General features: G+C 71.6%; 23 protein-coding genes. 19 read left to right on the top strand and 4 right to left on the bottom strand.

Annotation, left to right across the window (positions count from 1 at the left end):
• Positions 1-41 precede the first annotated feature (41 nt).
• Together ACFYMM_RS07495 and ACFYMM_RS07490 are read right to left on the bottom strand one after the other, a co-directional pair.
• Complete coding sequence (locus ACFYMM_RS07495) at positions 42-2,450, bottom strand: Tex family protein (protein WP_388384826.1); 2,409 nt, start codon at positions 2,448-2,450, stop codon at positions 42-44.
• 132 nt (positions 2,451-2,582) lie between these two features.
• Positions 2,583-3,338, bottom strand: a complete 756-nt coding sequence (locus tag ACFYMM_RS07490; protein ID WP_388384825.1) for an enoyl-CoA hydratase/isomerase family protein — start codon at positions 3,336-3,338, stop codon at positions 2,583-2,585.
• A gap of 208 nt (positions 3,339-3,546) precedes the next feature.
• Here ACFYMM_RS07490 and ACFYMM_RS07485 point away from each other — a divergent pair, with 208 nt between their 5' ends.
• Positions 3,547-4,041 carry an ATP-binding protein gene (locus tag ACFYMM_RS07485; protein ID WP_388385291.1) on the top strand — a complete coding sequence of 165 codons (495 nt, stop codon included), beginning with the start codon at positions 3,547-3,549 and terminating at the stop codon, positions 4,039-4,041.
• Between the two features lie 3 nt (positions 4,042-4,044).
• On the opposite strand, the gene idi is transcribed toward ACFYMM_RS07485, so the two are convergent.
• Positions 4,045-4,638, bottom strand: a complete 594-nt coding sequence (gene idi, locus ACFYMM_RS07480; protein ID WP_388384824.1) for an isopentenyl-diphosphate Delta-isomerase — start codon at positions 4,636-4,638, stop codon at positions 4,045-4,047.
• 201 nt (positions 4,639-4,839) lie between these two features.
• Positions 4,840-5,781 (bottom strand): cation diffusion facilitator family transporter, encoded by a 942-nt coding sequence (locus ACFYMM_RS07475; protein WP_388384823.1) that lies wholly within the window; start codon positions 5,779-5,781, stop codon positions 4,840-4,842.
• A gap of 435 nt (positions 5,782-6,216) precedes the next feature.
• Here ACFYMM_RS07475 and ACFYMM_RS07470 point away from each other — a divergent pair, with 435 nt between their 5' ends.
• The 18 genes from ACFYMM_RS07470 to ACFYMM_RS07385 all read left to right on the top strand — a co-directional run bounded on the left by ACFYMM_RS07470 (position 6,217) and on the right by ACFYMM_RS07385 (position 26,404).
• Positions 6,217-8,013: a DUF5941 domain-containing protein gene (locus tag ACFYMM_RS07470; protein WP_388384822.1), complete on the top strand. Its 1,797-nt coding sequence runs from the start codon at positions 6,217-6,219 to the stop codon at positions 8,011-8,013.
• Positions 8,010-8,762 carry a sugar phosphate nucleotidyltransferase gene (locus ACFYMM_RS07465; RefSeq protein ID WP_388384821.1) on the top strand — a complete coding sequence of 251 codons (753 nt, stop codon included), beginning with the start codon at positions 8,010-8,012 and terminating at the stop codon, positions 8,760-8,762. The genes ACFYMM_RS07470 and ACFYMM_RS07465 overlap by 4 nt, the downstream gene beginning before the upstream one ends.
• Positions 8,750-9,811 carry an iron-containing alcohol dehydrogenase family protein gene (locus ACFYMM_RS07460; RefSeq protein ID WP_388384820.1) on the top strand — a complete coding sequence of 354 codons (1,062 nt, stop codon included), beginning with the start codon at positions 8,750-8,752 and terminating at the stop codon, positions 9,809-9,811. Before ACFYMM_RS07465 ends, ACFYMM_RS07460 begins: the two co-directional genes overlap by 13 nt.
• On the top strand, positions 9,789-10,568 hold the full coding sequence (locus tag ACFYMM_RS07455; RefSeq protein WP_388384818.1) for a CDP-alcohol phosphatidyltransferase family protein: 780 nt from the start codon (positions 9,789-9,791) through the stop codon (positions 10,566-10,568). Before ACFYMM_RS07460 ends, ACFYMM_RS07455 begins: the two co-directional genes overlap by 23 nt.
• Before the next feature lie 5 nt (positions 10,569-10,573).
• Complete coding sequence (locus ACFYMM_RS07450; RefSeq protein ID WP_388384817.1) at positions 10,574-11,446, top strand: glycosyltransferase family 2 protein; 873 nt, start codon at positions 10,574-10,576, stop codon at positions 11,444-11,446.
• Between the two features lie 55 nt (positions 11,447-11,501).
• Positions 11,502-12,431 (top strand): ABC transporter permease, encoded by a 930-nt coding sequence (locus tag ACFYMM_RS07445; protein ID WP_388384816.1) that lies wholly within the window; start codon positions 11,502-11,504, stop codon positions 12,429-12,431.
• Positions 12,424-13,203 (top strand): ABC transporter ATP-binding protein, encoded by a 780-nt coding sequence (locus ACFYMM_RS07440; protein WP_388384815.1) that lies wholly within the window; start codon positions 12,424-12,426, stop codon positions 13,201-13,203. The genes ACFYMM_RS07445 and ACFYMM_RS07440 overlap by 8 nt, the downstream gene beginning before the upstream one ends.
• Positions 13,204-13,533: 330 nt before the next feature.
• Positions 13,534-14,460: a squalene synthase HpnC gene (gene hpnC, locus ACFYMM_RS07435; RefSeq protein WP_388384814.1), complete on the top strand. Its 927-nt coding sequence runs from the start codon at positions 13,534-13,536 to the stop codon at positions 14,458-14,460.
• Positions 14,457-15,419, top strand: coding sequence for a presqualene diphosphate synthase HpnD (gene hpnD, locus ACFYMM_RS07430; protein ID WP_388384813.1), 963 nt, complete (start codon positions 14,457-14,459; stop codon positions 15,417-15,419). Before hpnC ends, hpnD begins: the two co-directional genes overlap by 4 nt.
• A complete protein-coding gene (locus ACFYMM_RS07425) occupies positions 15,419-15,559 on the top strand; it encodes a DUF6380 family protein (protein WP_388384811.1) in 141 nt (46 codons plus the stop codon). The genes hpnD and ACFYMM_RS07425 overlap by 1 nt, the downstream gene beginning before the upstream one ends.
• A complete protein-coding gene (gene hpnE, locus ACFYMM_RS07420) occupies positions 15,556-17,037 on the top strand; it encodes a hydroxysqualene dehydroxylase HpnE (protein ID WP_388384810.1) in 1,482 nt (493 codons plus the stop codon). The genes ACFYMM_RS07425 and hpnE overlap by 4 nt, the downstream gene beginning before the upstream one ends.
• A gap of 68 nt (positions 17,038-17,105) precedes the next feature.
• Positions 17,106-18,170: a polyprenyl synthetase family protein gene (locus tag ACFYMM_RS07415; RefSeq protein WP_388385290.1), complete on the top strand. Its 1,065-nt coding sequence runs from the start codon at positions 17,106-17,108 to the stop codon at positions 18,168-18,170.
• A 118-nt stretch (positions 18,171-18,288) separates the two neighbouring features.
• A complete protein-coding gene (gene shc / locus ACFYMM_RS07410; protein WP_388384808.1) occupies positions 18,289-20,280 on the top strand; it encodes a squalene--hopene cyclase in 1,992 nt (663 codons plus the stop codon).
• Positions 20,277-20,936, top strand: a complete 660-nt coding sequence (locus tag ACFYMM_RS07405) for a 1-hydroxy-2-methyl-2-butenyl 4-diphosphate reductase (RefSeq protein ID WP_388384806.1) — start codon at positions 20,277-20,279, stop codon at positions 20,934-20,936. The genes shc and ACFYMM_RS07405 overlap by 4 nt, the downstream gene beginning before the upstream one ends.
• A 5-nt stretch (positions 20,937-20,941) precedes the next feature.
• Positions 20,942-21,964: an adenosyl-hopene transferase HpnH gene (gene hpnH / locus ACFYMM_RS07400; RefSeq protein ID WP_388384804.1), complete on the top strand. Its 1,023-nt coding sequence runs from the start codon at positions 20,942-20,944 to the stop codon at positions 21,962-21,964.
• A gap of 4 nt (positions 21,965-21,968) precedes the next feature.
• Positions 21,969-23,087 carry a flavodoxin-dependent (E)-4-hydroxy-3-methylbut-2-enyl-diphosphate synthase gene (gene ispG, locus ACFYMM_RS07395; RefSeq protein WP_388384802.1) on the top strand — a complete coding sequence of 373 codons (1,119 nt, stop codon included), beginning with the start codon at positions 21,969-21,971 and terminating at the stop codon, positions 23,085-23,087.
• 36 nt (positions 23,088-23,123) lie between these two features.
• Entirely contained in the window at positions 23,124-25,022 is a 1,899-nt protein-coding gene (gene dxs / locus ACFYMM_RS07390) for a 1-deoxy-D-xylulose-5-phosphate synthase (RefSeq protein WP_388384800.1), read from the top strand.
• Entirely contained in the window at positions 25,019-26,404 is a 1,386-nt protein-coding gene (locus ACFYMM_RS07385) for an aspartate aminotransferase family protein (protein ID WP_388384798.1), read from the top strand. The genes dxs and ACFYMM_RS07385 overlap by 4 nt, the downstream gene beginning before the upstream one ends.
• Positions 26,405-26,498 lie beyond the last annotated feature (94 nt).

The raw sequence follows: 26,498 nt of genomic DNA, 5'->3' as shown, positions 1-26,498 counted from the left end.
CCGGGGCCGGGCCCTCGCCGGGAAGGCCCGGCCCCGGTCGCTCAGCGCCGTCCGTTCTTCGGGTCGACCAGGCCCGCGCGCCGCAGCGCGTCGGCCATCGCGCTGTTGGCGGGCGGCGGGGCGGCCTGACGGGAACCGCCGCCGCCTCCGCCTCCTCCTCCGCCGCCACCGCCACCGCCACCGCCGCGGCCCTGGCGCTGCTGCGGCGGACGGCCACCGCGCTGACGCCGCTCGCCGCCCGGCTGGCGCTCCTGCGGAGCGGCCTCGTCGTCCAGGCGCAGGGTCAGCGAGATCCGCTTGCGCGGGATGTCCACCTCAAGGACCTTCACCTTGACGATGTCACCCGGTTTGACGACGTCGCGTGGGTCCTTGACGAACGTCTTCGACATGGCGGAGACATGCACCAGGCCGTCCTGGTGCACACCGACGTCCACGAAGGCACCGAAGGCGGCGACATTGGTGACCACGCCCTCCAGCACCATCCCGGAGGACAGGTCGGAGATCTTCTCCACGCCGTCCTTGAAGGTGGCCGTCTTGAAGGCGGGCCGCGGGTCGCGGCCCGGCTTCTCCAGCTCCTTGAGGATGTCGGTGACGGTCGGCAGACCGAAGGTGTCGTCCACGAAGTCGGCGGCCCGCAGCGAGCGCAGCACCCCCGTGTTGCCGACCAGCGAGGCGACCTCCTGGCCCGTGGTCTTCACCATGCGCCGCACCACCGGGTACGCCTCCGGGTGCACGCTGGAGGAGTCCAGCGGGTCGTCACCGCCGCGGATCCGGAGGAAGCCCGCGCACTGCTCGTACGCCTTCGGGCCGAGCCGGGCCACCTTCTTCAGCGCCGGGCGGGAGGTGAACGGCCCGTTCTGGTCCCGGTGCGCCACGATGTTCTCGGCGAGTCCCGAGGAGATGCCCGACACCCGGGAGAGCAGCGGCACGGACGCCGTGTTGACGTCCACCCCGACGCCGTTCACACAGTCCTCCACGACCGCGTCCAGCGAGCGGGACAGCTTCACCTCGGACAGGTCGTGCTGGTACTGGCCGACACCGATCGACTTGGGGTCGATCTTCACCAGTTCGGCCAGCGGGTCCTGCAGCCGGCGCGCGATGGAGACCGCGCCGCGCAGCGACACGTCCATGTCGGGCAGCTCCTGGGAGGCGTACTGCGACGCCGAGTACACGGACGCGCCCGCCTCCGACACCATCACCTTGGTGAGGTTCAACTCCGGGTGCTTCGCGATGAGTTCCGCGCCCAGCCGGTCGGTCTCCCGGGACGCCGTGCCGTTGCCGATCGCGACCAGCTCGACCGCGTGCTCCTTGGCGAGCCGGGCCAGCTTGGCGATCGCCTCGTCCCACTTGTTGGCCGGGACGTGCGGATAGATGACGTCCGTCGCCACCACCTTGCCGGTGGCGTCGACCACGGCGACCTTCACGCCCGTACGGAAACCGGGGTCGAGGCCGAGCGTCGCACGCGTGCCGGCCGGCGCGGCCAGCAGCAGGTCCCGCAGGTTCGCGGCGAACACGTTCACCGCCTCGTCCTCGGCCGCCGTGCGCAGCCTGAGGCGCAGGTCGATGCCGAGGTGCACCAGGATCCGGGTGCGCCAGGCCCAACGGACCGTGTCCGTCAGCCACTTGTCGGCGGGGCGGCCCCGGTCGGCGATGCCGAACCGGTGCGCCACGATGCCCTCGTACGAGGACGGGCCCTCCGTCGCCTCCTCCGGCTCCAGGACGAGGTCGAGGACCTCCTCCTTCTCGCCGCGCAGCATCGCCAGCACACGGTGCGAGGGCAGCTCGGTGAAGGGCTCGGTGAAGTCGAAGTAGTCGGCGAACTTGGCGCCCGCCTCCTCCTTGCCCTCCCGCACCCGGGCGGCCAGCCGTCCGCGCACCCACATGCGCTCGCGCAGCTCGCCGATCAGGTCGGCGTCCTCCGAGAACCGCTCGGTGAGGATCGCCCGCGCGCCGTCCAGCGCGGCCTGCGGATCGGCGACGCCCTTGTCGGCGTCGACGAACGCGGACGCGGCGGCGAGCGGTTCGACGCCCGGGTCGCCCAGCAGTCCCTCGGCCAGCGGCTCCAGGCCGGCCTCCCGCGCGATCTGCGCCTTGGTGCGCCGCTTGGGCTTGTACGGCAGGTAGATGTCCTCCAGGCGCGCCTTCGTCTCGGCGGCCCGGATCCGCGCCTCCAGCTCCCCGGTGAGCTTGCCCTGCTCGCGCACCGACTCCAGGATCGCCGTGCGCCGCTCCTCCAGCTCCCGCAGATAGCGCAGCCGCTCCTCGAGCGTGCGCAGCTGCGCGTCGTCGAGCATCTCGGTCGCTTCCTTGCGGTAGCGGGCGATGAAGGGCACGGTCGAACCGCCGTCGAGCAGCTCGACCGCGGCCTTCACCTGCCGTTCCCGCACGCCGAGCTCCTCGGCGATCCTGCCTTCGATGGACCCTACTTCGAGGGCCCCGGGTGTCGTCACGATCCCGTACCGCCTTCTCCACTGAGGTTGCGCGGCAATTGTGGCAGGTGACACCGACAACCGGGGATCAGGGCCGCACCGGGCGGGGCGCGGCGCGGCGCCCCCCGGGGGTCAGGCCCGGCGCGGGCACCTTCAGCCCGACGTGGGCACGCTCCAGCCGAAGCGCGGCTGCCGGCGCTCCAGGAAGGCGGCGACCCCCTCCGCGGTGTCGCCGCTGCCGTCGGCCTGGTCCGCCCAGTAGGCGTCCCGGCCGTCGGCGCCGCCCGCGAACTCCTTCGCCGCCGCCTGGGTCAGCTGGGAGCGCGAGACGAGGATCCGGGTGAACTCCGCGACCCGCTTGCCGAGGTCACCCTCCGGCAGCACCTCGTCGACGAGTCCCGTGCGCAGCGCCCGCCCCGCGTCGATCAACTCGCCCGAGAACAGCAGGTACTTGGCGGTGGCCGGGCCCACCAGCGACACCAGCCGCCGGGTCGAGGAGGCCGGATAGACGATCCCGAGCTTGGCCGGCGTCACCCCGAACAGCGCTCCTTCCTCGGCGAACCGCAGATCGCAGGCCGCCGCGAGTTGCGCGCCACCGCCCACGCAGTGACCGCGCACCGCCGCCAGCGTCGGCTTGGGAAACGCGGCGAGGGCGTCCTCGGCGCGTACGGCCAGCTCCTGCGCCCGCCGGGGCGAGTCCCGCAGCGTGGAGATGTCGGCCCCGGCGCAGAACGTGCCGCCCTCCCCGGTCAGCACCAGCGCCCGTACTGCCGGGTCGGCCGCGAGCGCCCCCAGCAGGGGCGGCAGGGCGCTCCACATCGCCGCCGTCATGGCGTTGCGCTTGGCCGGGTGGCTGATGACGACGGTGGCGACCGAGTCCTCGACCCGGTGCAGCAGCTGGGGCTCCATGCGCCGGATGCTATCCGCCGTACAACCCGAAGAGTTCGCAAGGGCGGCCCGAGCGGGACAGGACCAGTCCCACAACTGACCTTGTCATACGCCAACGGTCAGAACCGTTCGATAGTTGCTGACTTCTTTTCAGTCCCGGTGACCGGAGCGCCTCGTTACCAACACTCGACGTGTGGTGACAATCGAGCGCGAGGGTGGCGACCGGACGATGGACAACCACGGGCGTGGGGACGGCCCGCGCCCAGCGGGAGGCGCCGGACGGCCGCCTGATCCACTGCCGTACGAGGGCGTGTGGCGGTTCACCGCCGCCGCCGTGGACGCGTCGGTCCCGCAGGCGCGGCACGCCGTACGGGACCTGCTGCTGCGCCAGGGCGTCCCGGTCTCCGACGATCTGGTTCACGGACTGCTGTTGATCGTCTCCGAACTGGTCACCAACGCGGTCAAACACGCGGCGCTGCTGTCGCCCGTGCTCGCCGTGGAGGTCGCCGTGGGCGCCGAGTGGGTGCGGGTGTCCGTGGAGGACAGCCACCCCTACCGCCCCACCGCGCTGGAGGCCGACCACGGCCAGACCGGCGGCCGGGGGCTGCTCCTCGTCTCGGAGGTGGCCCGGGAGGCGGGCGGGGTGGTCGACGTGGAGCACACGGCGAGCGGCGGCAAGGTGATCTGGGCCGCCCTGCCGCTCAAACCCGTGCGGCTGGCGTGAGGGCTACCAGCCCGTGGACGGGCCCGTCAGTTCCCTGATCGCCGGACGGGCCGCGTCCAGCACGGTCATGAACCAGGACGAGAAGGTGTCCCTGGCGTGCCGCTCGGCCAGCTCGGCCGGAGTCACGAAGGCGGTCTGGCCGACCTCCTCCGGATCCGGCCCGAGCGGGGCCTGTACCAGGCCGACGAACAGGTGGTTGTACTCCTGCTCGACCAGTCCCGAGGCCGGGTCCGGGTGGTTGTAGCGCACCGTGCCCGCCTCCGCGAGCAGCGACGGGGACACCCCCAGCTCCTCGTACGTCCGCCGGGCCGCCGCCGCGAAGGGCGCCTCGCCGGGGTAGGGGTGGCCGCAGCAGGTGTTGGACCACACACCGGGGGAGTGGTACTTGCCCAGCGCGCGCTGCTGGAGCAGCAGCCGCCCGCGCTCGTCGAAGAGGAACACCGAGAACGCGCGGTGCAGCTGACCCGGCGGCTGATGGGCGGCGAGCTTCTCCGCCGTACCGGTCGTGACACCCTTCTCGTCGACCAGTTCCAGCAAAATCGGCTCTGCGGTGCCGTTCGACGAGCTGTGCGTCGCGGTGGCAGGTGTGATCGGCATACCCATCCTTCGCCTCGGTCTTGGCACCCCAAGTCTGCCGTACGAATCCGGCACTCCCGGCACTTTCCCGGCATGCCCGCATGTCCCGCGCGGGGCGTGGTAGCGGGCGTCACCGGCAGCCACCGGAAGGGGGCCCGGTAGGTGATCGTGCCCGGCGCCGACGGCCGGGAACCGCCCGTGGGCGTGCTCAGACGGGTGGTGTCAGTGGCACAGCCGTGCCTCGTGCTCCGCGTGCCCGACGGGCTCCAGCTGGAAGGTGCAGTGCTCCACGTCGAAGTGGTCGCCCAGGCAGCCCTGCAGTTCGTGCAGCATCTTCTCGTTGCCGATGGCGTTCAGCACGTCCGAGCGCACCACCACGTGCGCGGAGAGCACCGGCAGACCCGAGGTGATCGTCCAGGCGTGCAGGTCGTGCACGTCCTGCACGCCGTCCAGCGCCAGGATGTGCGCCCGGACCTCGGACATGTCGACGTCCTTGGGGGCGGACTCCAGCAGCACGTCCAGCGTCTCGCGCAGCAGCTTCAGCGTCCTCGGTACGATCATCAGCCCGATGACCAGCGAGGCGATGGGGTCGGCGGTCTGCCAGCCGGTGCTCAGGATCACCGAAGCCGAGATCAGGACCGCCACCGAGCCCAGCGCGTCCGCTGCCACCTCCAGGAACGCGCCGCGCACGTTCAGGCTCTCCTTCTGCCCGCGCATCAGCAGCGTGAGGGAGACCATGTTCGCGACCAGGCCGATCAGACCGAACACGATCATCAGACCGCCCGCGGTGTCCGCGGGCGCGAGGAACCGCTGGACCGCCTCGTACAGCACATAGCCGCCGACGCCGAGCAGCAGCAGACAGTTGGCCAGGGCGGCCAGGATCTCGGCCCGGGCGAGGCCGAAGGTGCGGTTGGCGCTCGGCGGCCGGTTGGCGAAGTGGATGGCCAGCAGGGACATGCCCAGGCCCAGCGCGTCCGTCGCCATGTGCGCGGCGTCCGCGATCAGCGCGAGGGAGTCCGCGAGCAGACCGCCGACGACCTCGACCACCATGATGCCCAGCGTGATCGCCAGGGCGACGCGCAGCCGTCCCCGGTAGGCGGCCGCGGCCGTACCGGTGGGCGGCGCGTGGCCGTGCGCGTGGCCGTGATCGTGCCCTGCCCCCATGATGAGATCGCCCTTCCGTGGTCCGCCCGGGCTCACAGTGAACTACGGGTGGGGGGTATCCGGCAACGCGGCACTGAACACCGTTGTCATGTGCCTTGACCTGCGCAAACGAAGCGCAGGTCAGCGGCGCGTCCCCCGGGTGGCGCCGCGCGGTGACGGCCGGCCGACGTGCCCCCTTCCATAGGGTGTGTGACTCATGTTCCCGATGCCCGGGTTGTGGCCACGGGTTTGTGGGCCGGGCCCCGGATCACCGATGATGATCGCGGCGAAGGCCCGGGCAGACGCCGTGGTCCGGCCCGTGAACGGCCGGTGAACGCGGACTTCGCGCCATCCGATAGCCTCTGCCGACATGCCGCCCGGGTGCCGCAGGCAAGGGGCGTGCCCACCACACAGAAGACCGGCGCCCCCGCGTCGGCACCCAGGGAGTGAGTTCGGTTGTCGACCGCCATCGTCACCGGTCAGCCGGTTCCCGGATCGTCCCTGGAACACGATCTGCGGTCCCTCGGCTTCGACGTACGGACGGCCGCCGACGCCTCCGAGGCCGAGAGCCTCCTCGCTGCCGTCCCCGCCGGCCGGCGCGTGGCCCTGGTCGACGCCCGCTTCGTCGGCCACCCGCACGCCCTGCGCCTCGGCCTCACCGACCCCCGCTTCCCGCTCGCCGCCGTCCCCGGCGCCGTCACCGCCCAGCCGGACGGCCGCCCGAGCCTGACCCGCGCGCTGGCCCGCGAGACCTCGGCGGGCGGCGGAGCGGCGATAGCCGTCGCCGGCGTCGTCGACCGGGTGGTCACCACCCTGGACGCCGAGGACGGCGCCGTGCACCACCCCGAGCTGGGCAGCCTGGTCGCCGCCGTCCCGGCCGACCCGCAGGCCCGCAACGAGGCACGGCAGGCCGTCGCCGCCGTCGACGACGAGGCCGTACGCCTGAAGTCGGCCGTGAAGGCCCGCGACGGATTCTTCACCACCTTCTTCATCAGCCCTTACTCGCGCTACCTCGCCCGCTGGTGCGCCCGGCGTGGCCTGACCCCCAACCAGGTCACCACCGCCTCCCTGCTCACCGCGCTGATCGCGGCCGGCTGCGCGGCCACCGGCACCCGGACCGGCTTCGTCGCCGCCGGCGTCCTGCTGATCGCCTCCTTCGTGCTGGACTGCACCGACGGCCAGCTCGCCCGCTACTCGCTCCAGTACTCCACCCTGGGCGCCTGGCTGGACGCCACCTTCGACCGCGCCAAGGAGTACGCGTACTACGCGGGCCTGGCGCTGGGCGCCGCCCGGGGCGGCGACGACGTGTGGGCCCTCGCCCTCGGCGCCATGGTCCTGCAGACCTGCCGGCACGTCGTGGACTTCTCCTTCAACGAGGCCAACCACGACGCCACCGCCAACACCAGCCCCACCGCCGCCCTCTCCGGCAAGCTCGACAGCGTCGGCTGGACGGTCTGGGTGCGCCGGATGATAGTCCTGCCCATCGGCGAACGATGGGCCATGATCGCCGTCCTCACCGCGGCCACCACCCCCCGCATCACCTTCTACGTCCTGCTCGCCGGCTGCGCCTTCGCGGCCACGTACACCACGGCGGGCCGCGTGCTGCGCTCGGTGACCCGCAAGGCGCGGCGCACGGACCGGGCGGCGCGGGCGCTGGCGGAACTGTCCGACAGCGGGCCCCTGGCCGAGCTGCTGACGAGGTCCGCGCGCCGGGTGTCCTGGCGGGCACCCGCGTACACGGCGCTGGCCGGCGCCGCCGTCGTCCTCCTGACGGCCTGGTTCGGCGGGTACGGCAGTTGGCTGCCCGTCCTTGGCGCCGTCTTCTACGTCCTGCAGTCCCCCCTCGCCCTGGCCCGCCCCCTCAAGGGCGCCCTCGACTGGCTGGTCCCCCCGCTCTTCCGCGCCGCCGAGTACGGCACCGTCCTGATCCTCGCGAGCAAAGCCGGGGTGAACGGAGCCCTCCCCGCGGCTTTCGGCCTCGTTGCCGCCGTCGCCTACCATCACTACGACACGGTGTACCGCATCCGCGGCGACGCCGGAGCGCCCCCGGCCTGGCTGGTGCGCTCCATCGGGGGGCAGGAAGGGCGGACGCTGCTCGTCACCCTCCTGGCCGCGGCACTGACCGCCGCGCAGTTCACGACCGCGCTCACGGTGCTCGCCGTGGCCGTGGCCCTGCTGGTGCTCGCCGAGAGCATCCGCTTCTGGGTCTCCACCGGAGCCCCAGCCGTACACGACGAAGGAGAACCCGCATGATCGGCCTCGTGCTGGCGGCCGGCGCCGGACGCCGTCTGCGCCCCTACACCGACAGCCTGCCCAAGGCTCTGGTGCCGGTGGGTCCCGCGGGCATAGAGGGCGAACCGACGGTCCTCGACCTCACCCTCGGCAACTTCGCGGAGATCGGTCTGACCGAGGTCGCGGTCATCGTCGGCTACCGCAAGGAGGCCGTGTACGAACGCAAGGCCGCCCTGGAGCAGAAGTACGGCCTCAAGCTCACCCTCATCGACAACGACAAGGCCGAGGAGTGGAACAACGCCTACTCCCTGTGGTGCGGCCGTGACGCGCTCAAGGACGGCGTGATCCTCGCCAACGGCGACACCGTCCACCCGGTCTCCGTCGAGAAGACGCTGCTGGCCGCGCGCGGCGAGGGCCGGAAGATCATCCTCGCCCTGGACACGGTGAAGTCCCTGGCGGACGAGGAGATGAAGGTCGTCGTCGACCCCGAGAAGGGCATGACGAGGATCACCAAGCTGATGGACCCTGCCGAGGCCACCGGCGAGTACATCGGCGTCACCCTCATCGAGGGCGACGCCGCCGTGGAGCTGGCCGACGCGCTGAAGACGGTCTGGGAGACCGACCCGCAGCAGTTCTACGAGCACGGCTACCAGGAACTGGTGAACCGGGGCTTCAGGATCGACGTCGCGCCGATCGGCGACGTCCGCTGGGTCGAGATCGACAACCACGACGACCTCGCCCGGGGACGGGAGATCGCGTGCCAGTACTGACCCGGCTCATTCCCTCGCCGCTCGTCGTCGACATCCGCGCGGGTGCCCTCGACGACCTCGGCTGTGTGCTCGCCGACGAGCGCATCTCGCACTCCGGGAAGCTGGCCATCGCGGTGAGCGGCGGCTCCGGAGCCCGGCTGCGGGAGCGCATCGCGCCCTCGCTGCCCGGCGCCACCTGGTACGAGGTGGGCGGCGGCACCATCGACGACGCGGTCCGGCTGGCGAGCGAGATAAAGGCCGGCCACTACGACGCGGTCGTCGGCCTCGGCGGCGGAAAGATCATCGACTGCGCCAAGTTCGCGGCGGCACGCGTCGGCCTCCCCCTGGTCGCCGTGGCCACCAACCTCGCGCACGACGGACTGTGCTCGCCGGTCGCCACCCTCGACAACGACGCGGGCCGCGGCTCCTACGGCGTGCCGAACCCGATCGCGGTGGTCATCGACCTCAACGTGATCCGCGAGGCCCCGGTCCGCTTCGTGCGCTCCGGCATCGGCGACGTCATCTCCAACATCTCCGCGGTCGCCGACTGGGAACTCGCCAACCGCGTCAAGGGCGAGAAGATCGACGGCCTCGCCTCGGCGATGGCCCGCCAGGCCGGCGAGGCGGTGCTCCGGCACCCGGGCGACATCGCCGACGACTCCTTCCTCCAGGTACTGGCCGAGGCACTGGTCCTCACCGGCATCGCCATGTCCGTGTCGGGCGACTCCCGCCCCTCCTCCGGCGCCTGCCACGAGATCAACCACGCCTTCGACCTGCTGTTCCCCAAGCGGGCGGCCGCCCACGGCGAGCAGTGCGGCCTCGGCGCGGCCTTCGCGATGTACCTGCGCGGCGCCCACGAGGAGTCCGCGTACATGGCCGAGGTGCTGCGCCGGCACGGGCTTCCGGTGCTGCCGGAGGAGATCGGCTTCACCGTGGACGAGTTCGTCCGGGCGGTGGAGTTCGCTCCCGAGACCCGGCCCGGCCGCTACACCATCCTCGAACACCTCGACCTCAAGACCGAACAGATCAAGGACTCCTACGCCGACTATGTCAAGGCCATCGGTAGCTGAACTCCGTCCGGTCGTCCACCCCGCGGGGGTCAAGGACCGGCGCAGCGGTGAGCACTGGATGGGACGCCTCTACATGCGTGAGGTGTCCCTGCGGGTCGACCGCTACCTGGTGACCACCAGGGTCACGCCCAACCAGCTCACGTACCTGATGACCGTCTGCGGCGTGCTCGCGGCCCCGGCCCTGCTGGTGCCGGGGATCTGGGGCGCCGTGCTCGGCGTGGTCGCGGTCCAGCTCTACCTGCTGCTGGACTGCGTCGACGGCGAGGTCGCGCGCTGGAAGCAGCAGTACTCGCTCGGCGGGGTCTACCTCGACCGGGTCGGCGCGTACCTCACCGACGCCGCCGTGCTCGTCGGTTTCGGGCTGCGCGCCGCCGACCTGTGGGGCAGCGGCCGTATCGACTGGCTGTGGGCGTTCCTCGGCACCCTGGCCGCCCTCGGCGCCATCCTGATCAAGGCCGAGACCGACCTGGTCGGGGTCGCCCGGCACCAGGGCGGACTGCCGCCGGTCAAGGAGGCGGCCGCCGAGATGCGCTCCTCCGGCATGGCGCTGGCCCGCCGGGCCGCCGCCGCCCTCAAGTTCCACCGGCTCGTCCTCGGTATCGAGGCGTCCCTGCTGATCCTGGTGCTGGCCGTCGTCGACCAGGTCCGCGGCGACCTGTTCTTCTCCCGGCTCGGCGTGGCGGTGCTGGCCGGCATCGCGCTGCTGCAGACGCTGCTGCACCTGGTGTCCATCCTCGCGTCGAGCAGGCTGAGGTGAACGGCATGAAGGTCGGCGCGGTGATCATCACCATGGGCAACCGCCCCGAGGAACTGCGCGCCCTGATCGACTCGGTCGCCAAGCAGGACGGCGACCGGGTCGAGGTGGTCGTGGTCGGCAACGGCTCGCCCGTCCCGGACGTCCCCGAGGGCGTGCGGACCGTGGAGCTGCCCGAGAACCTCGGCATCCCGGGCGGCCGCAACGTCGGCATCGAGGCCTTCGGCCCCGGCGGGCGCGAGGTCGACATCCTGCTCTTCCTCGACGACGACGGCCTGCTCGCCCACCACGACACGGCCGAGCTGTGCCGCCGGGCCTTCGCCGCCGATCCGCGGCTCGGCATCATCAGCTTCCGCATCGCCGACCCGGACACCGGTGTCACCCAGCGCCGCCACGTCCCCCGGCTGCGGGCCTCCGACCCGATGCGCTCCTCCCGGGTCACCACCTTCCTCGGCGGCGCCAACGCCGTCCGCACCCAGGTCCTCGGCGAGGTCGGCGGGCTCCCGGAGGAGTTCTTCTACGCGCACGAGGAGACCGACCTGGCCTGGCGGGCCCTCGACGCGGGCTGGATGATCGACTACCGGTCCGACATGGTGCTGTACCACCCGACCACCGCGCCCTCGCGGCACGCCGTCTACCACCGCATGGTCGCCCGCAACCGCGTCTGGCTCGCCCGCCGCAACCTCCCCGCCCTCCTGGTCCCCGTCTACCTCGGCGTCTGGATGCTGCTCACCCTGCTGCGCCGCCCCTCGCGGCCCGCGCTCAAGGCCTGGTTCGGCGGGTTCAAGGAGGGCTGGACCACCCCCTGCGGCCCCCGGCGACCGATGAAGTGGCGCACGGTGTGGCGGCTCACCCGGCTGGGCCGGCCCCCGGTCATCTGAGAAGCTTCTTACCGGAACAGTAAGCTTCTTACTTAGAGAGTCCGGGTTTCCACTCGTGAGTCACACAACGCATGACGACGGTGTCGCGGTGAGCGCGACGCCGTCGCCCGACGGGGGACTGACGGCGGCCCAGCTCGCCGCCAAGTACGGGCTCGCCGTGAGCGGCGCCAGGCCCTCCCTCGCCGAGTACGTCCGCCGGCTGTGGGGGCGGCGCCACTTCGTCCTCGCCTTCTCCCAGGCGAAGCTGACGGCCCAGTACAGCCAGGCCAAGCTCGGTCAGCTCTGGCAGGTGGCGACCCCGCTGCTGAACGCGGCGGTGTACTACTTCATCTTCGGTGTCCTCCTGCACGCCAGCCGCGGCCTGTCCCAGGACGTGTACATCCCGTTCCTGGTCACCGGGGTCTTCGTCTTCACCTTCACCCAGAGTTCGGTCATGTCGGGCGTCCGCGCGATCTCCGGGAACCTCGGCCTGGTGCGCGCGCTGCACTTCCCGCGCGCCGCGCTGCCGATCTCCTTCTCGCTGCAGCAGCTGCAGCAGCTGCTCTTCTCGATGATCGTGCTGTTCGTGGTGGCGACCGGCTTCGGCAGCTACCCGAGCCTGTCCTGGCTGCTGATCGTGCCTATCCTGCTGCTGCAGTTCCTGTTCAACACCGGACTCGCGCTGATCGTGGCCCGGATGGGCGCCAAGACGCCGGACCTCGCCCAGCTGATGCCGTTCGTGCTGCGCACCTGGATGTACGCCTCCGGTGTCATGTTCTCCATCAACAAGATGATGGAGGGCCGTTCGGAGCTGGCGGTCCGTCTGCTGCAGGTCAACCCGGCGGCCGTCTACATGGACCTGATGCGCTACGCGCTCATCGACGGGTACGGCGCCTCCAACCTGCCGCCGCACGTCTGGGCCATCGCCCTGTTCTGGGCCGTGGCCGTCTTCGCCGGCGGCTTCGTGTACTTCTGGAAGGCGGAGGAGCGGTACGGCCGTGGCTGAGCAGAACACCGGGGAACCCGTCCCCACCGTCATCGCCGACGACCTGCACATCGTCTACCGGGTCAACGGCGCCAGGACCGGCAAGGGCAGCGCCACGGCGGCCCTGAGCCGCATAGTCGGGCGCGGCGAGGAGCGCGGGGTGCGCAGGGTGCACGCCGTACGGGGTGTCTCCTTCGTCGCCCACCGGGGCGAGGCGGTCGGTCTGATCGGCTCGAACGGCTCCGGCAAGTCCACGCTGCTGCGCGCCATCGCCGGTCTGCTGCCCGCCGAGAAGGGCAGGGTCTACACGGACGGCCAGCCGTCCCTGCTCGGCGTCAACGCGGCCCTGATGAACGACCTCACCGGGGAGCGCAACGTCATCCTCGGCGGCCTCGCCATGGGGATGTCCCGCGAGCAGATCAAGGAGCGCTATCAGGACATCGTCGACTTCTCCGGGATCAACGAGAAGGGCGACTTCATCACCCTGCCCATGCGCACCTATTCCTCCGGCATGGCGGCCCGGCTGCGCTTTTCCATCGCCGCCGCCAAGGACCACGACGTCCTCATGATCGACGAGGCGCTGGCCACCGGCGACCGCAAGTTCCAGAAACGTTCCGAGGAACGCATCCGGGAACTGCGCAAGGAGGCCGGCACGGTGTTCCTGGTCAGTCACAACAACAAGTCCATCCGCGACACCTGCAACCGCGTGCTGTGGCTGGAGCGCGGTGAGCTGCGCATGGACGGACCGACCGAAGAGGTCCTCAAGGAGTACGAGAAGTTCACCGGCAAGTAGCCGGTTTCGGCCAGGGCCCCGCCGGAACCCTTCCGGCGGGGCCCTGCGTCTGCAAAGGAAACGTCAACTCCGGCCCGCCTTAGGAATCTTGACGCCAATCGGTGTGTTGTTGTGATGTGCAGGACACCCCGACGGACCGTGCTGCGTTGTACAACGTAAGCTGTACCGGTCCCGGAAAGCGGCAAGTGGGGCGATAATGCGCGACACCCTCCGCCGGGCCCGCCCCGCGGACAGCTGGGCGGCGTGTCCGAAATAGTGTGTATTGGGTCGGCAGTGTAGAACGGGAGATGTGACGGCAATGGCTACGGAAACTCCCCAGCTCAACGCAGCATGTGCCGTCCCCGCCCCGGGCAGCGCGCGGTGACGGGAACCGACACGGAGCGCGACACCGAGCGCGCGACACTGGACAAGGCCGCGGCGGAGAACTTCCCCGTGGCACCGTTCTTCCTGCCCCGGGCCTGGCGCGACGATCTCATGGCCGTCTACGGCTTCGCCCGCCTCGTCGACGACATCGGCGACGGCGACCTCGCCCCCGGGGGCGCCGACGCCCGCCACCTCGGCGTGCCGGCCGCCGACGCCGAGGACCGGCTCGCCCTCCTCGACGCCTTCGAGACCGACCTCGGCCGCGTCTTCGACGGCAGCCCGCGCCACCCCCTGCTGCGCCGCCTGCAGCCCACCGTGCGCCGCCGCTCCCTCGCCCCCGGCCCCTTCCTCGGCCTGATCGCCGCCAACCGCCAGGACCAGCTCGTCACCCGCTACGAGACCTGGGACGACCTGCTCGCCTACTGCGAGCTGTCCGCCAACCCCGTCGGCCGTCTCGTCCTCGCCGTCACCGGCACCGCGACCCCCGAGCGGATCCGCCTCTCGGACGCGATCTGCACGGCTCTCCAGATCGTCGAGCACCTCCAGGACGTGGCCGAGGACCTCGGCCGCGACCGCGTCTACCTCCCCGCAGCCGACATGAAGAGCTTTCACGTCCAGGAGGCGGACCTCGCCCGGAAAACCACGGGCGCATCGGTGCGCGCACTGGTTGCATACGAAGCACAACGCGCCCGCGATCTGCTGAATGAAGGCGCCCCCCTGGTGGGTAGCGTCCACGGCAGGTTGAAGCTGCTGCTCGCAGGGTTCGTGGCGGGGGGAAGGGCGGCGATCGACGCGATCGCCGCCGCCGATTACGACGTACTTCCCGGCCCGCCCAGACCCGGCAAGATCCAGTTGCTGCGTGAGGTGGGCGTGACTCTGCGAGGAGAGAGGTGATCCGGACCGTGGATTCTCCACCGCACGTGTCCGCACCGGTACTCGCCGCCTACAGCTACTGCGAGGCCGTCACCGGGCAGCAGGCCCGCAACTTCGCCTACGGCATCCGGCTGCTGCCGACGGCCAAGCGCCGTGCCATGTCGGCGCTCTACGCTTTCTCCCGGCGCGTCGACGACATCGGCGACGGCGCGCTGCCCGGAGAGGTCAAGGTCGAGCGCCTGGAGGACACCCGGGCGCTCCTCGGCCGGGTCCGCGAGGGCGGCGTGGAGGAGGACGACACCGACCCGGTCGCCGTCGCCCTCGCCCACGCCTCGCGTGCCTTTCCGATCCCGCTCGGCGGCCTGGACGAGCTGATCGACGGCGTCCAGATGGACGTGCGCGGCGAGACCTACGAGACCTGGGACGACCTGAAGGTCTACTGCCGCTGCGTGGCCGGCGCCATCGGCCGCCTCTCGCTCGGCGTGTTCGGTACGGAACCCGGCGCGCGCGGCGCCGAGCGCGCCCCTGAGTACGCCGACACGCTCGGGCTCGCGCTGCAGCTGACCAACATCCTCCGGGACGTCCGCGAGGACGCCGAGGGCGGCCGCATCTATCTGCCCGCCGACGACCTCGCGAAATTCGGCTGCTCGGCCGGTTTCGACGGGCCGACCCCACCGGAGGGCTCCGACTTCGCGGGCCTGGTGCACTTCGAAGTGCGGCGGGCCCGCGCCCTGTTCGCCGAGGGCTACCGGCTGCTGCCCATGCTCGACCGGCGCAGCGGCGCCTGCGTGGCCGCCATGGCCGGCATCTACCGCCGGCTCCTCGACCGCATCGAGCGCGAGCCGCAGGCGGTCCTGCGCGGCCGGGTCTCGCTGCCCGGACGCGAGAAGGCCTACGTCGCCGTGCGCGGCCTGTCCGGACTCGACACCCGTCATGTGTCCCGCCACATCTCCCCGCGGTCCGTCAGGAGGCGCGCCTGATGGAGCGGGTGGACGGCGGCGACGACACCGGGGAAATGCGGCAGGCAACCCTCCGGTGCGGCGTGGCGTCCCTGACAGCGACGGTCTCCCGTGCACCGTTCAACCAGCACGGCGGACCCGCACGGAAGGACGCACGATGACCGAGGGCACGCGCCCCGGGGGGACGCACCCCGACGCCCCGCACCCCGAGGCCCCGCACCCCGAGGCCCCGCACCCCGACGCCCCGCACCCCGAGGCCCCGCACCCCCGCAGCGCCGTCGTGGTCGGCGGCGGCCTCGCCGGGATCACCGCCGCGCTCGCCCTCGCCGACGCCGGTGTCCGGGTCACCCTCCTCGAGGGCAGGCCGAGGCTCGGCGGTCTCGCCTTCTCCTTCCAGCGCGACGGCCTGACCGTCGACAACGGACAACACGTCTACCTGCGCTGCTGCACCGCCTACCGCTGGTTCCTCGACCGCATCGAGGGCACGGCGCTGGCACCGCTGCAGGACCGCCTGGACGTGCCCGTCCTCGACGTCGCCAAGCCCGCGGGCCGGCGGCTCGGCAGGCTGCGGCGCGACCCGCTGCCCGTCCCCCTCCACCTGGGGCGCAGCCTGGCCACCTATCCGCACCTCTCGCTCGCCGAGCGTGCCGCCGTCGGGCGGGCCGCGCTCGCGCTCAAGGGGCTCGACCTCGCCGATCCGGCCCTGGACACCCAGGACTTCGGCAGCTGGCTGGCCGGCCACGGCCAGTCGGCGCGTGCCGTCGAGGCCCTGTGGGACCTGGTCGGGGTCGCCACCCTCAACGCGGTCGCGGGCGACGCCTCGCTGGCGCTCGCCGCGATGGTGTTCAAGACCGGTCTGCTGTCCGACCCGGGCGCGGCCGACATCGGCTGGGCGCACGTCCCGCTGGGCGAACTGCATGACCGGCTGGCCCGCAAGGCTCTCGACTCCGCGGGCGTGCGTACCGAGGTCCGTACACGCGTCACCTCCGTCTCCCCTTACGAAAACGGGACCTGGAGCGTTCAGGTTCCCGGCCGGACGCTGCACGCCGACGCCGTCGTCCTCGCCGTACCGCAGCGCGAGACCCACGACCTGCTGCCGGCCGGTGCCCTCGACGCCCCCGGCCGGCTCCTGGACATCGGCACCGCCCCGATCCTCAACGTGCACGTCGTCTACGACCGCAAGGTGCTCGCCAAGCCCTTCTTCGCCGCCCTCGGCACCCCGGTGCAGTGGGTGTTCGACCGCACCGGGGCGTCCGGCCTGACCGAGGGCCAGTACCTCGCGCTGTCCCAGTCGGCCGCCCACGACGAGATCGACACGCCCGTCGCGGCTCTGCGCGAGCGCTATCTGCCCGAACTGGAACGGCTGCTGCCCGTCGCGCGCGGCGCCCGGGTGAGGGACTTCTTCGTGACCCGGGAACGCACGGCGACGTTCGCCCCGGCCCCCGGCGTCGGCCGCCTGCGGCCCGGCGCCCGCACCAAGGCACCCGGCCTCTACCTGGCCGGAGCGTGGACCGCCACCGGGTGGCCCGCGACGATGGAGAGTGCGGTCCGCAGCGGAGTGAGCGCGGCCGACGCCGCGCTGAGCGCCCTGGGCCGGCCCCGCCCGCGTCACCTCTTCGAGTTCGAGGAGGCGGCCTGATGCCCGACCGGCACGCGGCAGGCCCCCGCACCCCCCGTTCCGCAACAAGAGGAGAGACTGTGCCCCCTGTGCCCCCGGCCTCGACGCCCACGCGGCGGACCGCGGTGGACGTGACCGCGCTCCTGGAGCGCGGCCGGACCCTGGCCACACCGGTACTGCGCGCGGCCGTCGACCGACTGGCGCCTCCCATGGACACCGTCGCCGCCTACCACTTCGGCTGGATCGACGCGCAGGGCAACCCGGCCGACGGCGACGGGGGCAAGGCCGTGCGCCCCGCGCTCGCCGTGCTCTCCGCCGAGGTCACCGGCGCCGCACCCGAGGCCGGCATCCCGGGCGCGGTCGCCGTCGAACTGGTCCACAACTTCTCGCTGCTGCACGACGACCTGATGGACGGCGACGAGCAGCGCCGCCACCGCGACACCGTCTGGAAGGTGCACGGCCCCGCCCAGGCCATCCTGGTCGGCGACGCCCTGTTCGCCCTCGCCAACGAGGTCCTGCTGGAGCTGGGCACCGTCGAGGCGGGCCGGGCCACCCGCCGGCTGACCACCGCCACCCGCGCCCTGATCGACGGTCAGGCCCAGGACATCTCCTACGAGCACCGCGACCGCGTCAGCGTCGAGGAGTGCCTGGAGATGGAGGGCAACAAGACCGGCGCCCTGCTCGCCTGCGCCTCCTCCATCGGCGCGGTCCTCGGCGGCGCGGACGACCGTACCGCCGACACCCTGGAGAAGTACGGCTACCACCTCGGCCTCGCCTTCCAGGCCGTCGACGACCTCCTCGGCATCTGGGGCGACCCGGTCTCCACCGGCAAGCAGACCTGGAGCGACCTGCGCCAGCGCAAGAAGTCCCTGCCGGTGGTGGCCGCGCTCGCGGCGGGCGGTCCCGCCTCCGAGCGGCTCGGCGAGATCCTCGCCGCGGACGCCAAGAGCAGCGACTTCGAGAACTTCTCCGAGGAGGAGTTCGCGGCCCGGGCCGCCCTCATCGAGGAGGCGGGCGGCCGCGAGTGGACGGCCGAGGAGGCCCGCCGGCAGCACACCGTCGCCGTGGAGGCCCTGAACACCGTCGACATGCCCGAGCGGGTACGGGCCGCCTTCACGGCGCTCGCCGACTTCGTCGTCGTACGAAAGAGATGATCACTATCGGTCGAACAGTCCTCGCGTAGTCGCCGGCCGGTGCGGCAACAGCACACGCGTACCGGCCGACGGCGGACCCACAGCAGCACGACTCGCACGACTGCACGAAGGGGAAGCCATGACAGCGACGACCGACGGAAGCACCGGGGCAACCTTGCCGCCCCGCGCAGCCGCGGCCAGCGAAACCGACATCACCACCCCCGTGGCGGCCGGGGTACAAGAAGCCGCCGCACGCGCCGTCCGTCGCGCCACCGACTTCCTGCTCGCCCGCCAGGACGCCCAGGGCTGGTGGAAGGGCGACCTGGAGACCAACGTCACCATGGACGCCGAGGACCTGCTGCTCCGTCAGTTCCTGGGCATCCGGGACGAGTCCACGACCAGCGCCGCCGCCCTGTTCATCCGTGGCGAGCAGCGCGAGGACGGCACCTGGGCCACCTTCTACGGCGGCCCCGGCGATCTCTCCGCCACCATCGAAGCGTACGTCGCCCTGCGCCTGGCCGGCGACGCGCCCGAGGCCCCCCACATGGCCCGGGCCGCGGCCTGGGTCCGCGAGCGGGGCGGCATCGCCGCCGCCCGCGTCTTCACCCGGATCTGGCTGGCCCTGTTCGGCTGGTGGAAATGGGAGGACCTGCCCGAACTCCCGCCCGAACTCATCTACTTCCCGAAATGGATGCCGCTCAACATCTACGACTTCGGGTGCTGGGCCAGGCAGACCATCGTCCCGCTGACCATCGTCTCCGCGAAGCGCCCGGTGCGTCCGGCGCCCTTCCCGCTCGACGAGCTGCACACCGACCCGGCCGACCCCAACCCGGCCAGACCCCTTGCGCCGGTGGCCAGTTGGGACGGCGCCTTCCAGCGGCTGGACAAGGCGCTGCACCAGTTGCGCAAGGTCGCCCCGCGCCGGCTGCGCCGCGCCGCGATGAACTCCGCGGCCCGCTGGATCATCGAGCGGCAGGAGAACGACGGCTGCTGGGGCGGCATCCAGCCGCCCGCCGTGTACTCGGTCATCGCCCTGCACCTGCTCGGCTACGACCTCCAACACCCGGTGATGCGCGAGGGACTGGCCTCGCTGGACCGGTTCGCCGTCTGGCGCGAGGACGGCGCCCGGATGATCGAGGCCTGTCAGTCACCGGTGTGGGACACCTGCCTGGCGACCATCGCGCTGGCCGACGCGGGCCTGCCCGCCGACCACCCGCAACTGGTCAAGGCGGCGGACTGGATGCTCGGCGAGGAGATCGTCCGGCCCGGCGACTGGGCCGTGAAGCGGCCCCAGCTCCCGCCCGGCGGCTGGGCGTTCGAGTTCCACAACGACAACTACCCCGACATCGACGACACCGCCGAGGTCGCGCTCGCGCTGCGCCGGGTCGCGCACCACGACCCGCAGCGGGTGGCGAACGCGGTCGGGCGCGCGGTGCGCTGGAACCTGGGGATGCAGTCGAAGAACGGGGCCTGGGGCGCCTTCGACGTCGACAACACCAGCCCGTTCCCCAACCGGCTGCCGTTCTGCGACTTCGGCGAGGTCATCGACCCGCCCTCGGCCGACGTCACCGCGCACGTCGTGGAGATGCTGGCCGCCGAGGGGCTCGCCCACGACCCGCGCACCCGGCGCGGCATCCAGTGGCTGCTGGCCGAACAGGAGCCCGACGGCTCGTGGTTCGGACGCTGGGGCGTCAACTACCTCTACGGCACCGGCTCGGTGGTGCCCGCGCTGACCGCCGCCGGGATGCCCGGCTCCCACCCGGCGATCCGGCGGGCCGTGCGCTGGCTGGAGAGCGTCCAGAACGAGGACGGCGGCTGGGGCGAGGACCTGCGCTCCTACAAGTACGCCAGGGAATGGAGCGGGCGCGGCGCCTCCACCGCCTCCCAGACCGCCTGGGCGCTGATGGCGCTGCTCGCGGCGGGGGAGCGGGACTCCAAGGCCGTCGAGCGTGGCGTCGAGTGGCTGGCCGGAACCCAGCGGGAGGACGGCGGCTGGGACGAGCCGTACTTCACGGGCACCGGCTTCCCCTGGGACTTCTCCATCAACTACCACCTCTACCGGCAGGTCTTCCCGCTCACCGCGCTCGGCCGTTACCTGCACGGTGACCCCTTCGAGAAGTTCGGCGCATGAGCACCCCGCCCGCCCCGGCCCCGCTGCTGATCGCCTGCGCGCTCGGCATCGAGCACCTCGCGTTGCGCACCGGCGACCGCGGTGGCGCCGGCGGGACGGGCGGCGCCGGCGGGCCGGTGACCTTCGTCCGTACCGGCATGGGGCCCCGGGCGGCGGAACGGTCCGTCGGCCGGTTGCTGGCGGACCCCGCGCTGGCCGACGCCGCCGTGCTGGCCACGGGCTTCTGCGCCGGCCTCGCCCCCGGCATGCACCCCGGTGACCTGGTCGTCGCCGAGGAGACCCGGGACCCGCGCGGGAGCGTCCCGTGCGTGGGCACCGACCTGCTGGTCGAGGAACTCGCGCGTACCGTCCCCGCGCGCGCCGTCCACATCGGCCCGCTCACCGGCTCCGACCACGTGATCCGCGGTCCGGAGCGGTCCGACCTGCTCGCGACCGGCGCGATCGCGGTCGACATGGAGTCGGCGGCCACGCTCCTGAGCGCCGTACGCGAGGGCGAACGCCCGGTTGCGGCCGTCCGGGTGGTCGTGGACGCTCCTGAACATGAACTCGTCCGGATCGGCACGGTGCGCGGTGGAATATCGGCTTTCCGCGTTCTTCGTTCCGTACTTCCCGCTTTCTTCGAATGGCACCGTTCTTTGTTGCTCCCCCGGAGGTGAGCCAGATGGCCATGCCGCTGCGTCAGTCCATCAAGGTCGCTACATACCTGGCCGAACAGAAACTCCGTAAGCGGGACAAGTTTCCGCTGATCGTGGAGCTTGAACCGCTGTTCGCCTGCAATCTGAAGTGTGAGGGCTGCGGCAAGATCCAGCATCCGGCCGGGGTGCTCAAGCAGCGCATGCCGGTCGCGCAGGCCGTGGGGGCGGTGCTGGAGTCCGGCGCGCCGATGGTCTCCATCGCCGGCGGTGAGCCGTTGATGCACCCTCACATCGACGAGATCGTGCGCCAGTTGGTGGCGAAGCGGAAGTATGTCTTCCTGTGCACCAACGCCATGCTGCTGCGCAAGAAGATGGACAAGTTCAAGCCCTCGCCCTACTTCGCCTTCGCGGTGCACATCGACGGGCTGCGCGAGCGGCACGACGAGTCGGTGGCGAAGGAGGGCGTGTTCGACGAGGCCGTGGCGGCGATCAAGGAGGCCAAGCGGCGCGGCTTCCGGGTCACCACCAACTCGACGTTCTTCAACACCGACACCCCGCAGACCATCGTCGAGGTGCTCAACTTCCTCAACGACGACCTGCGCGTCGACGAGATGATGATCTCGCCCGCCTACGCCTACGAGAAGGCGCCCGACCAGGAGCACTTCCTGGGTGTCGAGCAGACCCGCGAGCTGTTCCGCAAGGCCTTCGCGGGCGGCAACCGCCGCAAGTGGCGGCTCAACCACTCCCCGCTCTTCCTGGACTTCCTGGAGGGCAAGGTCGACTTCCCGTGCACCGCCTGGGCGATCCCGAACTACTCCCTCTTCGGCTGGCAGCGCCCCTGCTACCTGATGAGCGACGGGTACGTGCCGACGTACCGCGAACTCATCGAGGAGACGGACTGGGACAAGTACGGCCGGGGCAAGGACCCGCGCTGCGCCAACTGCATGGCCCACTGCGGCTACGAGCCCACCGCCGTCCTCGCCACCATGGGCTCGCTCAAGGAGTCCCTGCGGGCGATGCGCGAGACCGTCAGCGGAAACCGGGAGTGACGTCGTGACCGCCGTTCCACTGGGCGTCCCCGAGGTCCCGGCCCGTCCCGTCGCCGCGCGGCGTCCGTCGCGGCGGATCCAGGTCGGGCCGGTGGCGGTCGGGGGCGGGGCCCCGGTGTCGGTGCAGTCGATGACCACGACCCGTACGTCCGACGTCGGCGCCACCCTGCAGCAGATCGCCGAACTCACCGCGTCCGGCTGCCAGATCGTCCGTGTGGCGTGTCCCACGCAGGACGACGCGGACGCCCTGGCCACGATCGCGCGGAAGTCGCAGATCCCGGTGATCGCGGACATCCACTTCCAGCCGAAGTACGTGTTCGCCGCGATCGAGGCCGGCTGCGCGGCCGTGCGCGTGAACCCGGGCAACATCAAGCAGTTCGACGACAAGGTCAAGGAGATCGCGCGCGTCGCGAAGGACCACGGCACCCCGGTCCGGATCGGCGTCAACGCCGGCTCGCTGGACCAGCGCCTGCTGCGGAAGTACGGCAGGGCGACGCCGGAGGCGCTCGTCGAGTCCGCCCTGTGGGAGGCCTCCCTCTTCGAGGAGCACGACTTCCGGGACATCAAGATCTCCGTCAAGCACAACGACCCGGTCGTGATGATCGAGGCGTACCGGCAGCTCGCCGCCCGGTGCGACTACCCGCTGCACCTCGGCGTCACGGAGGCCGGCCCCGCCTTCCAGGGCACGATCAAGTCCGCCGTCGCCTTCGGGGCGCTGCTGAGCGAGGGCATCGGGGACACCATCCGGGTGTCCCTGAGCGCTCCCCCCGCCGAGGAGGTCAAGGTCGGCATCCAGATCCTGGAGTCGCTGGGCCTGCGGCAGCGCGGCCTGGAGATCGTCTCCTGCCCGTCCTGCGGGCGTGCCCAGGTGGATGTGTACAAGCTGGCCGAGGAGGTCACCGCCGGCCTCGACGGCATGGAGGTGCCGCTGCGCGTCGCGGTGATGGGCTGTGTGGTCAACGGCCCCGGGGAGGCCCGCGAGGCGGACCTCGGTGTCGCCTCCGGCAACGGCAAGGGCCAGATCTTCGTCAAGGGCGAGGTCATCAAGACCGTCCCCGAGTCGAAGATCGTGGAGACCCTCGTCGAGGAGGCCATGAAGCTCGCGGAGCAGCAGACGAAGTGAGCCCGAAGCGAGGTACGGACCGAGAGGGGGCCGAGCGTGACCATTCTGGAAACCATCCGGGGACCACGCGACCTGAAGGCGCTGTCCGAGGCGGAACTCGGTGAACTGTCCGAAGAGATAAGAGAGTTCCTGGTCCAGGCGGTGGCCAGGACCGGCGGCCACCTCGGGCCCAACCTGGGGGTGGTGGAACTCTCCATCGCGCTCCACCGGGTCTTCGAGTCCCCGGTCGACCGCATCCTCTGGGACACCGGCCACCAGAGCTACGTGCACAAACTGCTGACCGGACGTCAGGACTTCTCGAAGCTGCGGGGCAAGGGCGGCCTGTCCGGCTACCCCTCGCGCGAGGAGTCCGAGCACGACGTCATCGAGAACAGCCACGCCTCCACGGCGCTCGGCTGGGCCGACGGGCTCGCCAAGGCCCGCGAGGTGCGGGGCGAGCAGGGCCATGTCGTCGCGGTCATCGGCGACGGCGCGCTGACCGGCGGCATGGCCTGGGAGGCGCTGAACAACATCGCCGCCGCCAAGGACCGGCCGCTGATCATCGTCGTCAACGACAACGAACGCTCCTACGCGCCCACCATCGGCGGTCTCGCCAACCACCTGGCCACCCTGCGCACCACCGACGGCTACGAGAGGGTCCTCGCCTGGGGCAAGGACGTGCTGCTGCGCACGCCGGTCGTCGGCAGCACCGTCTACGAGTCCCTGCACGGGGCGAAGAAGGGCTTCAAGGACGCCTTCGCCCCCCAGGGCATGTTCGAGGACCTCGGGCTCAAGTACCTCGGTCCGATCGACGGCCACGACGTGGGCGCGGTCGAGTCGGCGCTGCGCCGGGCCAAGCGCTTCCACGGCCCGGTGCTCGTCCACTGCCTCACCGAGAAGGGGCGCGGCTACGAACCCGCCCTCGCCCACGAGGAGGACCACTTCCACACCGTCGGCGTGATGGACCCGCTGACCTGCGCGCCGCTCACGCCCTCGGGCGGGCCGTCCTGGACCTCGGTGTTCGGCGACGAGATCGTCCGTATCGGCGAGGAACGGGACGACGTCGTCGCGATCACGGCGGCCATGCTGCACCCGGTGGGACTCGGCGGGTTCGCCGAGCGGTTCCCGGACCGGGTGTGGGACGTCGGCATAGCCGAGCAGCACGCCGTCGTGTCGGCGGCGGGACTGGCCACCGGCGGACTGCACCCGGTCGTCGCCGTCTACGCCACCTTCCTCAACCGTGCATTCGACCAGCTGCTCATGGACGTGGCCCTGCACCGCTGCGGGGTCACCTTCGTGCTGGACCGGGCGGGGGTCACCGGCGTCGACGGGGCCTCCCACAACGGCATGTGGGACATGTCCGTCCTCCAGGTCGTGCCGGGCCTGAGGATCGCCGCACCGCGCGACGCCGACCAGTTGCGCGCCCAGCTGCGCGAGGCCGTCGCCGTGGACGACGCGCCCACCCTGGTCCGCTTCCCGAAGGAGTCGGTGGGCCCGCGGATCCCGGCCGTGGACCGCGTGGGAGGCCTGGACGTCCTGCACCGAGCCGAACACCCCGAGGTGCTGCTGGTGGCCGTGGGCGTCATGGCGCCGGTGTGCCTGCAGGCGGCCGAGCTGCTGGCGGCGCGGGGCATCGGCTGCACGGTCGTCGACCCGCGCTGGGTCAAGCCCGTCGACCCCGCCCTGCCCGTCCTCGCCGCCGCACACCGGCTGGTGGCCGTCGTCGAGGACAACAGCCGCGCGGCCGGCGTCGGCTCCGCCGTGGCGCTCGCCCTCGGGGACGCAGACGTCGACGTGCCGGTACGGCGGTTCGGCATCCCCGAGCAGTTCCTCGCGCACGCCAAGCGCGGCGAGGTGCTGGCCGACATCGGGCTGACACCCGTCGAGATCGCCGGACGGATCAGCGCGAGCCTGGTGGTGAAGGACGTCGACGGCACAGCCAAGGAGACCGGATGACCAAGGAGTTCGACCTCGGCGCCCTCCTCGCCGAGCGCGGAGCCGAGCGCTACGAGCTGCACGCGAAGTACCTCAACCCGCAGCTCCCGCGCATGCTGCACACCATCGGCTTCGACAAGGTCTACGAGCGGGCCGAGGGCGCCCACTTCTGGGACGCGGACGGCAACGACCACCTGGACATGCTCGCCGGGTTCGGGGTGATGGGCCTGGGCCGCCACCACCCTGTCGTCCGCAAGGCGCTGCACGACGTCCTCGACGCCTCCCTCGCCGACCTGACCCGCTTCGACTGCCAGCCGCTGCCCGGCCTGCTGGCCGAGCGGCTGCTCGCGCACAGCCCGCACCTGGACCGGGTGTTCTTCGGCAACAGCGGCACGGAGGCGGTGGAGACCGCGCTGAAGTTCGCCCGGTACGCCACCGGGAAGCCGCGCGTCCTCTACTGCGACCACGCCTTCCACGGGCTGACCACCGGATCCCTCTCGGTCAACGGAGAGGACGGCTTCCGCGACGGCTTCGCCCCGCTGCTGCCCGACACGGCCGTACCGCTCGGTGATCTCGACGCGCTGGCCGGGGAGCTGCGGAAGGGGGACGTCGCCGCCCTGATCGTCGAGCCGATCCAGGGCAAGGGCGTGCACGAGTCGCCGCCCGGCTATCTGCGCGCCGCCCAGGAACTGCTGCACCGGCACAAGGCGCTGCTCATCGCCGACGAGGTGCAGACGGGCCTGGGCCGCACCGGGGACTTCTACGCCTACCAGCACGAGGACGGCGTCGAACCCGATCTGGTGTGCGTGGCCAAGGCACTGTCCGGCGGCTACGTACCGGTCGGTGCCACCCTCGGCAAGGACTGGATCTTCAAGAAGGTCTACTCGTCCATGGACCGCGTGCTGGTCCACTCGGCGAGCTTCGGCGCCAACGCCCAGGCCATGGCCGCCGGGCTGGCCGTCCTGTCGGTCATGGAGAACGAGCAGATCGTCGCGAACGCCCGGGCCACGGGCGAGCGGCTGAAGTCCCGGCTCACCGCGCTCGTCGACACCTACGAGCTGCTCGCCGACGTCCGCGGCCGGGGCCTGATGATCGGCATCGAGTTCGGCAGGCCCACGTCCCTGCGGCTGCGCAGCCGCTGGACCATGCTCCAGGCCGCCCGCAAGGGACTGTTCGCGCAGATGGTGGTCGTACCGCTGCTGCAACGGCACCGGATCCTCACCCAGGTCTCCGGCGACCACCTGGAAGTGATCAAGCTCATTCCGCCGTTGGTCATCGGTGAGGCCGAGGTGGACCGCTTCGTCGACGCCTTCACCGCCGTGATGGACGACGCGCACAGCGGCGGCGGCCTGATGTGGGACTTCGGCAGGACACTCATCAAGCAGGCGGTGGCCAACCGCTAGCCCGGCCGGCCGGGGCCCTGCCCGGCCGAGCCACCAGTTTTGCCTCTGAGGCAAGAAATTTGCCGCACGGGCAAGGCTGCGGCTCAATGGAGAC

It is taken from the genome of Streptomyces sp. NPDC006739 (assembly GCF_042869815.1).
GTDB lineage: Bacteria > Actinomycetota > Actinomycetes > Streptomycetales > Streptomycetaceae > Streptomyces.
Note: the sequence above shows the minus strand (reverse complement) of the source record. Positions and strands in the feature narration are given on the sequence as shown.

Bases quoted from the DNA above. Each gene is read 5' to 3' on its own strand.
- ACFYMM_RS07490 (WP_388384825.1), bottom strand. From the start codon at position 3,338: ATGGAGCCCCAGCTGCTGCACCGGGTCGAGGACTCGGTCGCCACCGTC.
- ACFYMM_RS07485 (WP_388385291.1), top strand. From the start codon at position 3,547: ATGGACAACCACGGGCGTGGGGACGGCCCGCGCCCAGCGGGAGGCGCC.
- idi (WP_388384824.1), bottom strand. From the start codon at position 4,638: ATGCCGATCACACCTGCCACCGCGACGCACAGCTCGTCGAACGGCACC.
- ACFYMM_RS07475 (WP_388384823.1), bottom strand. From the start codon at position 5,781: ATGGGGGCAGGGCACGATCACGGCCACGCGCACGGCCACGCGCCGCCC.
- ACFYMM_RS07465 (WP_388384821.1), top strand. From the start codon at position 8,010: ATGATCGGCCTCGTGCTGGCGGCCGGCGCCGGACGCCGTCTGCGCCCC.
- ACFYMM_RS07455 (WP_388384818.1), top strand. From the start codon at position 9,789: ATGTCAAGGCCATCGGTAGCTGAACTCCGTCCGGTCGTCCACCCCGCG.
- ACFYMM_RS07450 (WP_388384817.1), top strand. From the start codon at position 10,574: ATGAAGGTCGGCGCGGTGATCATCACCATGGGCAACCGCCCCGAGGAA.
- hpnC (WP_388384814.1), top strand. From the start codon at position 13,534: ATGTGCCGTCCCCGCCCCGGGCAGCGCGCGGTGACGGGAACCGACACG.
- ACFYMM_RS07425 (WP_388384811.1), top strand. From the start codon at position 15,419: ATGGAGCGGGTGGACGGCGGCGACGACACCGGGGAAATGCGGCAGGCA.
- hpnE (WP_388384810.1), top strand. From the start codon at position 15,556: ATGACCGAGGGCACGCGCCCCGGGGGGACGCACCCCGACGCCCCGCAC.
- shc (WP_388384808.1), top strand. From the start codon at position 18,289: ATGACAGCGACGACCGACGGAAGCACCGGGGCAACCTTGCCGCCCCGC.
- ACFYMM_RS07405 (WP_388384806.1), top strand. From the start codon at position 20,277: ATGAGCACCCCGCCCGCCCCGGCCCCGCTGCTGATCGCCTGCGCGCTC.
- hpnH (WP_388384804.1), top strand. From the start codon at position 20,942: ATGGCCATGCCGCTGCGTCAGTCCATCAAGGTCGCTACATACCTGGCC.
- ACFYMM_RS07385 (WP_388384798.1), top strand. From the start codon at position 25,019: ATGACCAAGGAGTTCGACCTCGGCGCCCTCCTCGCCGAGCGCGGAGCC.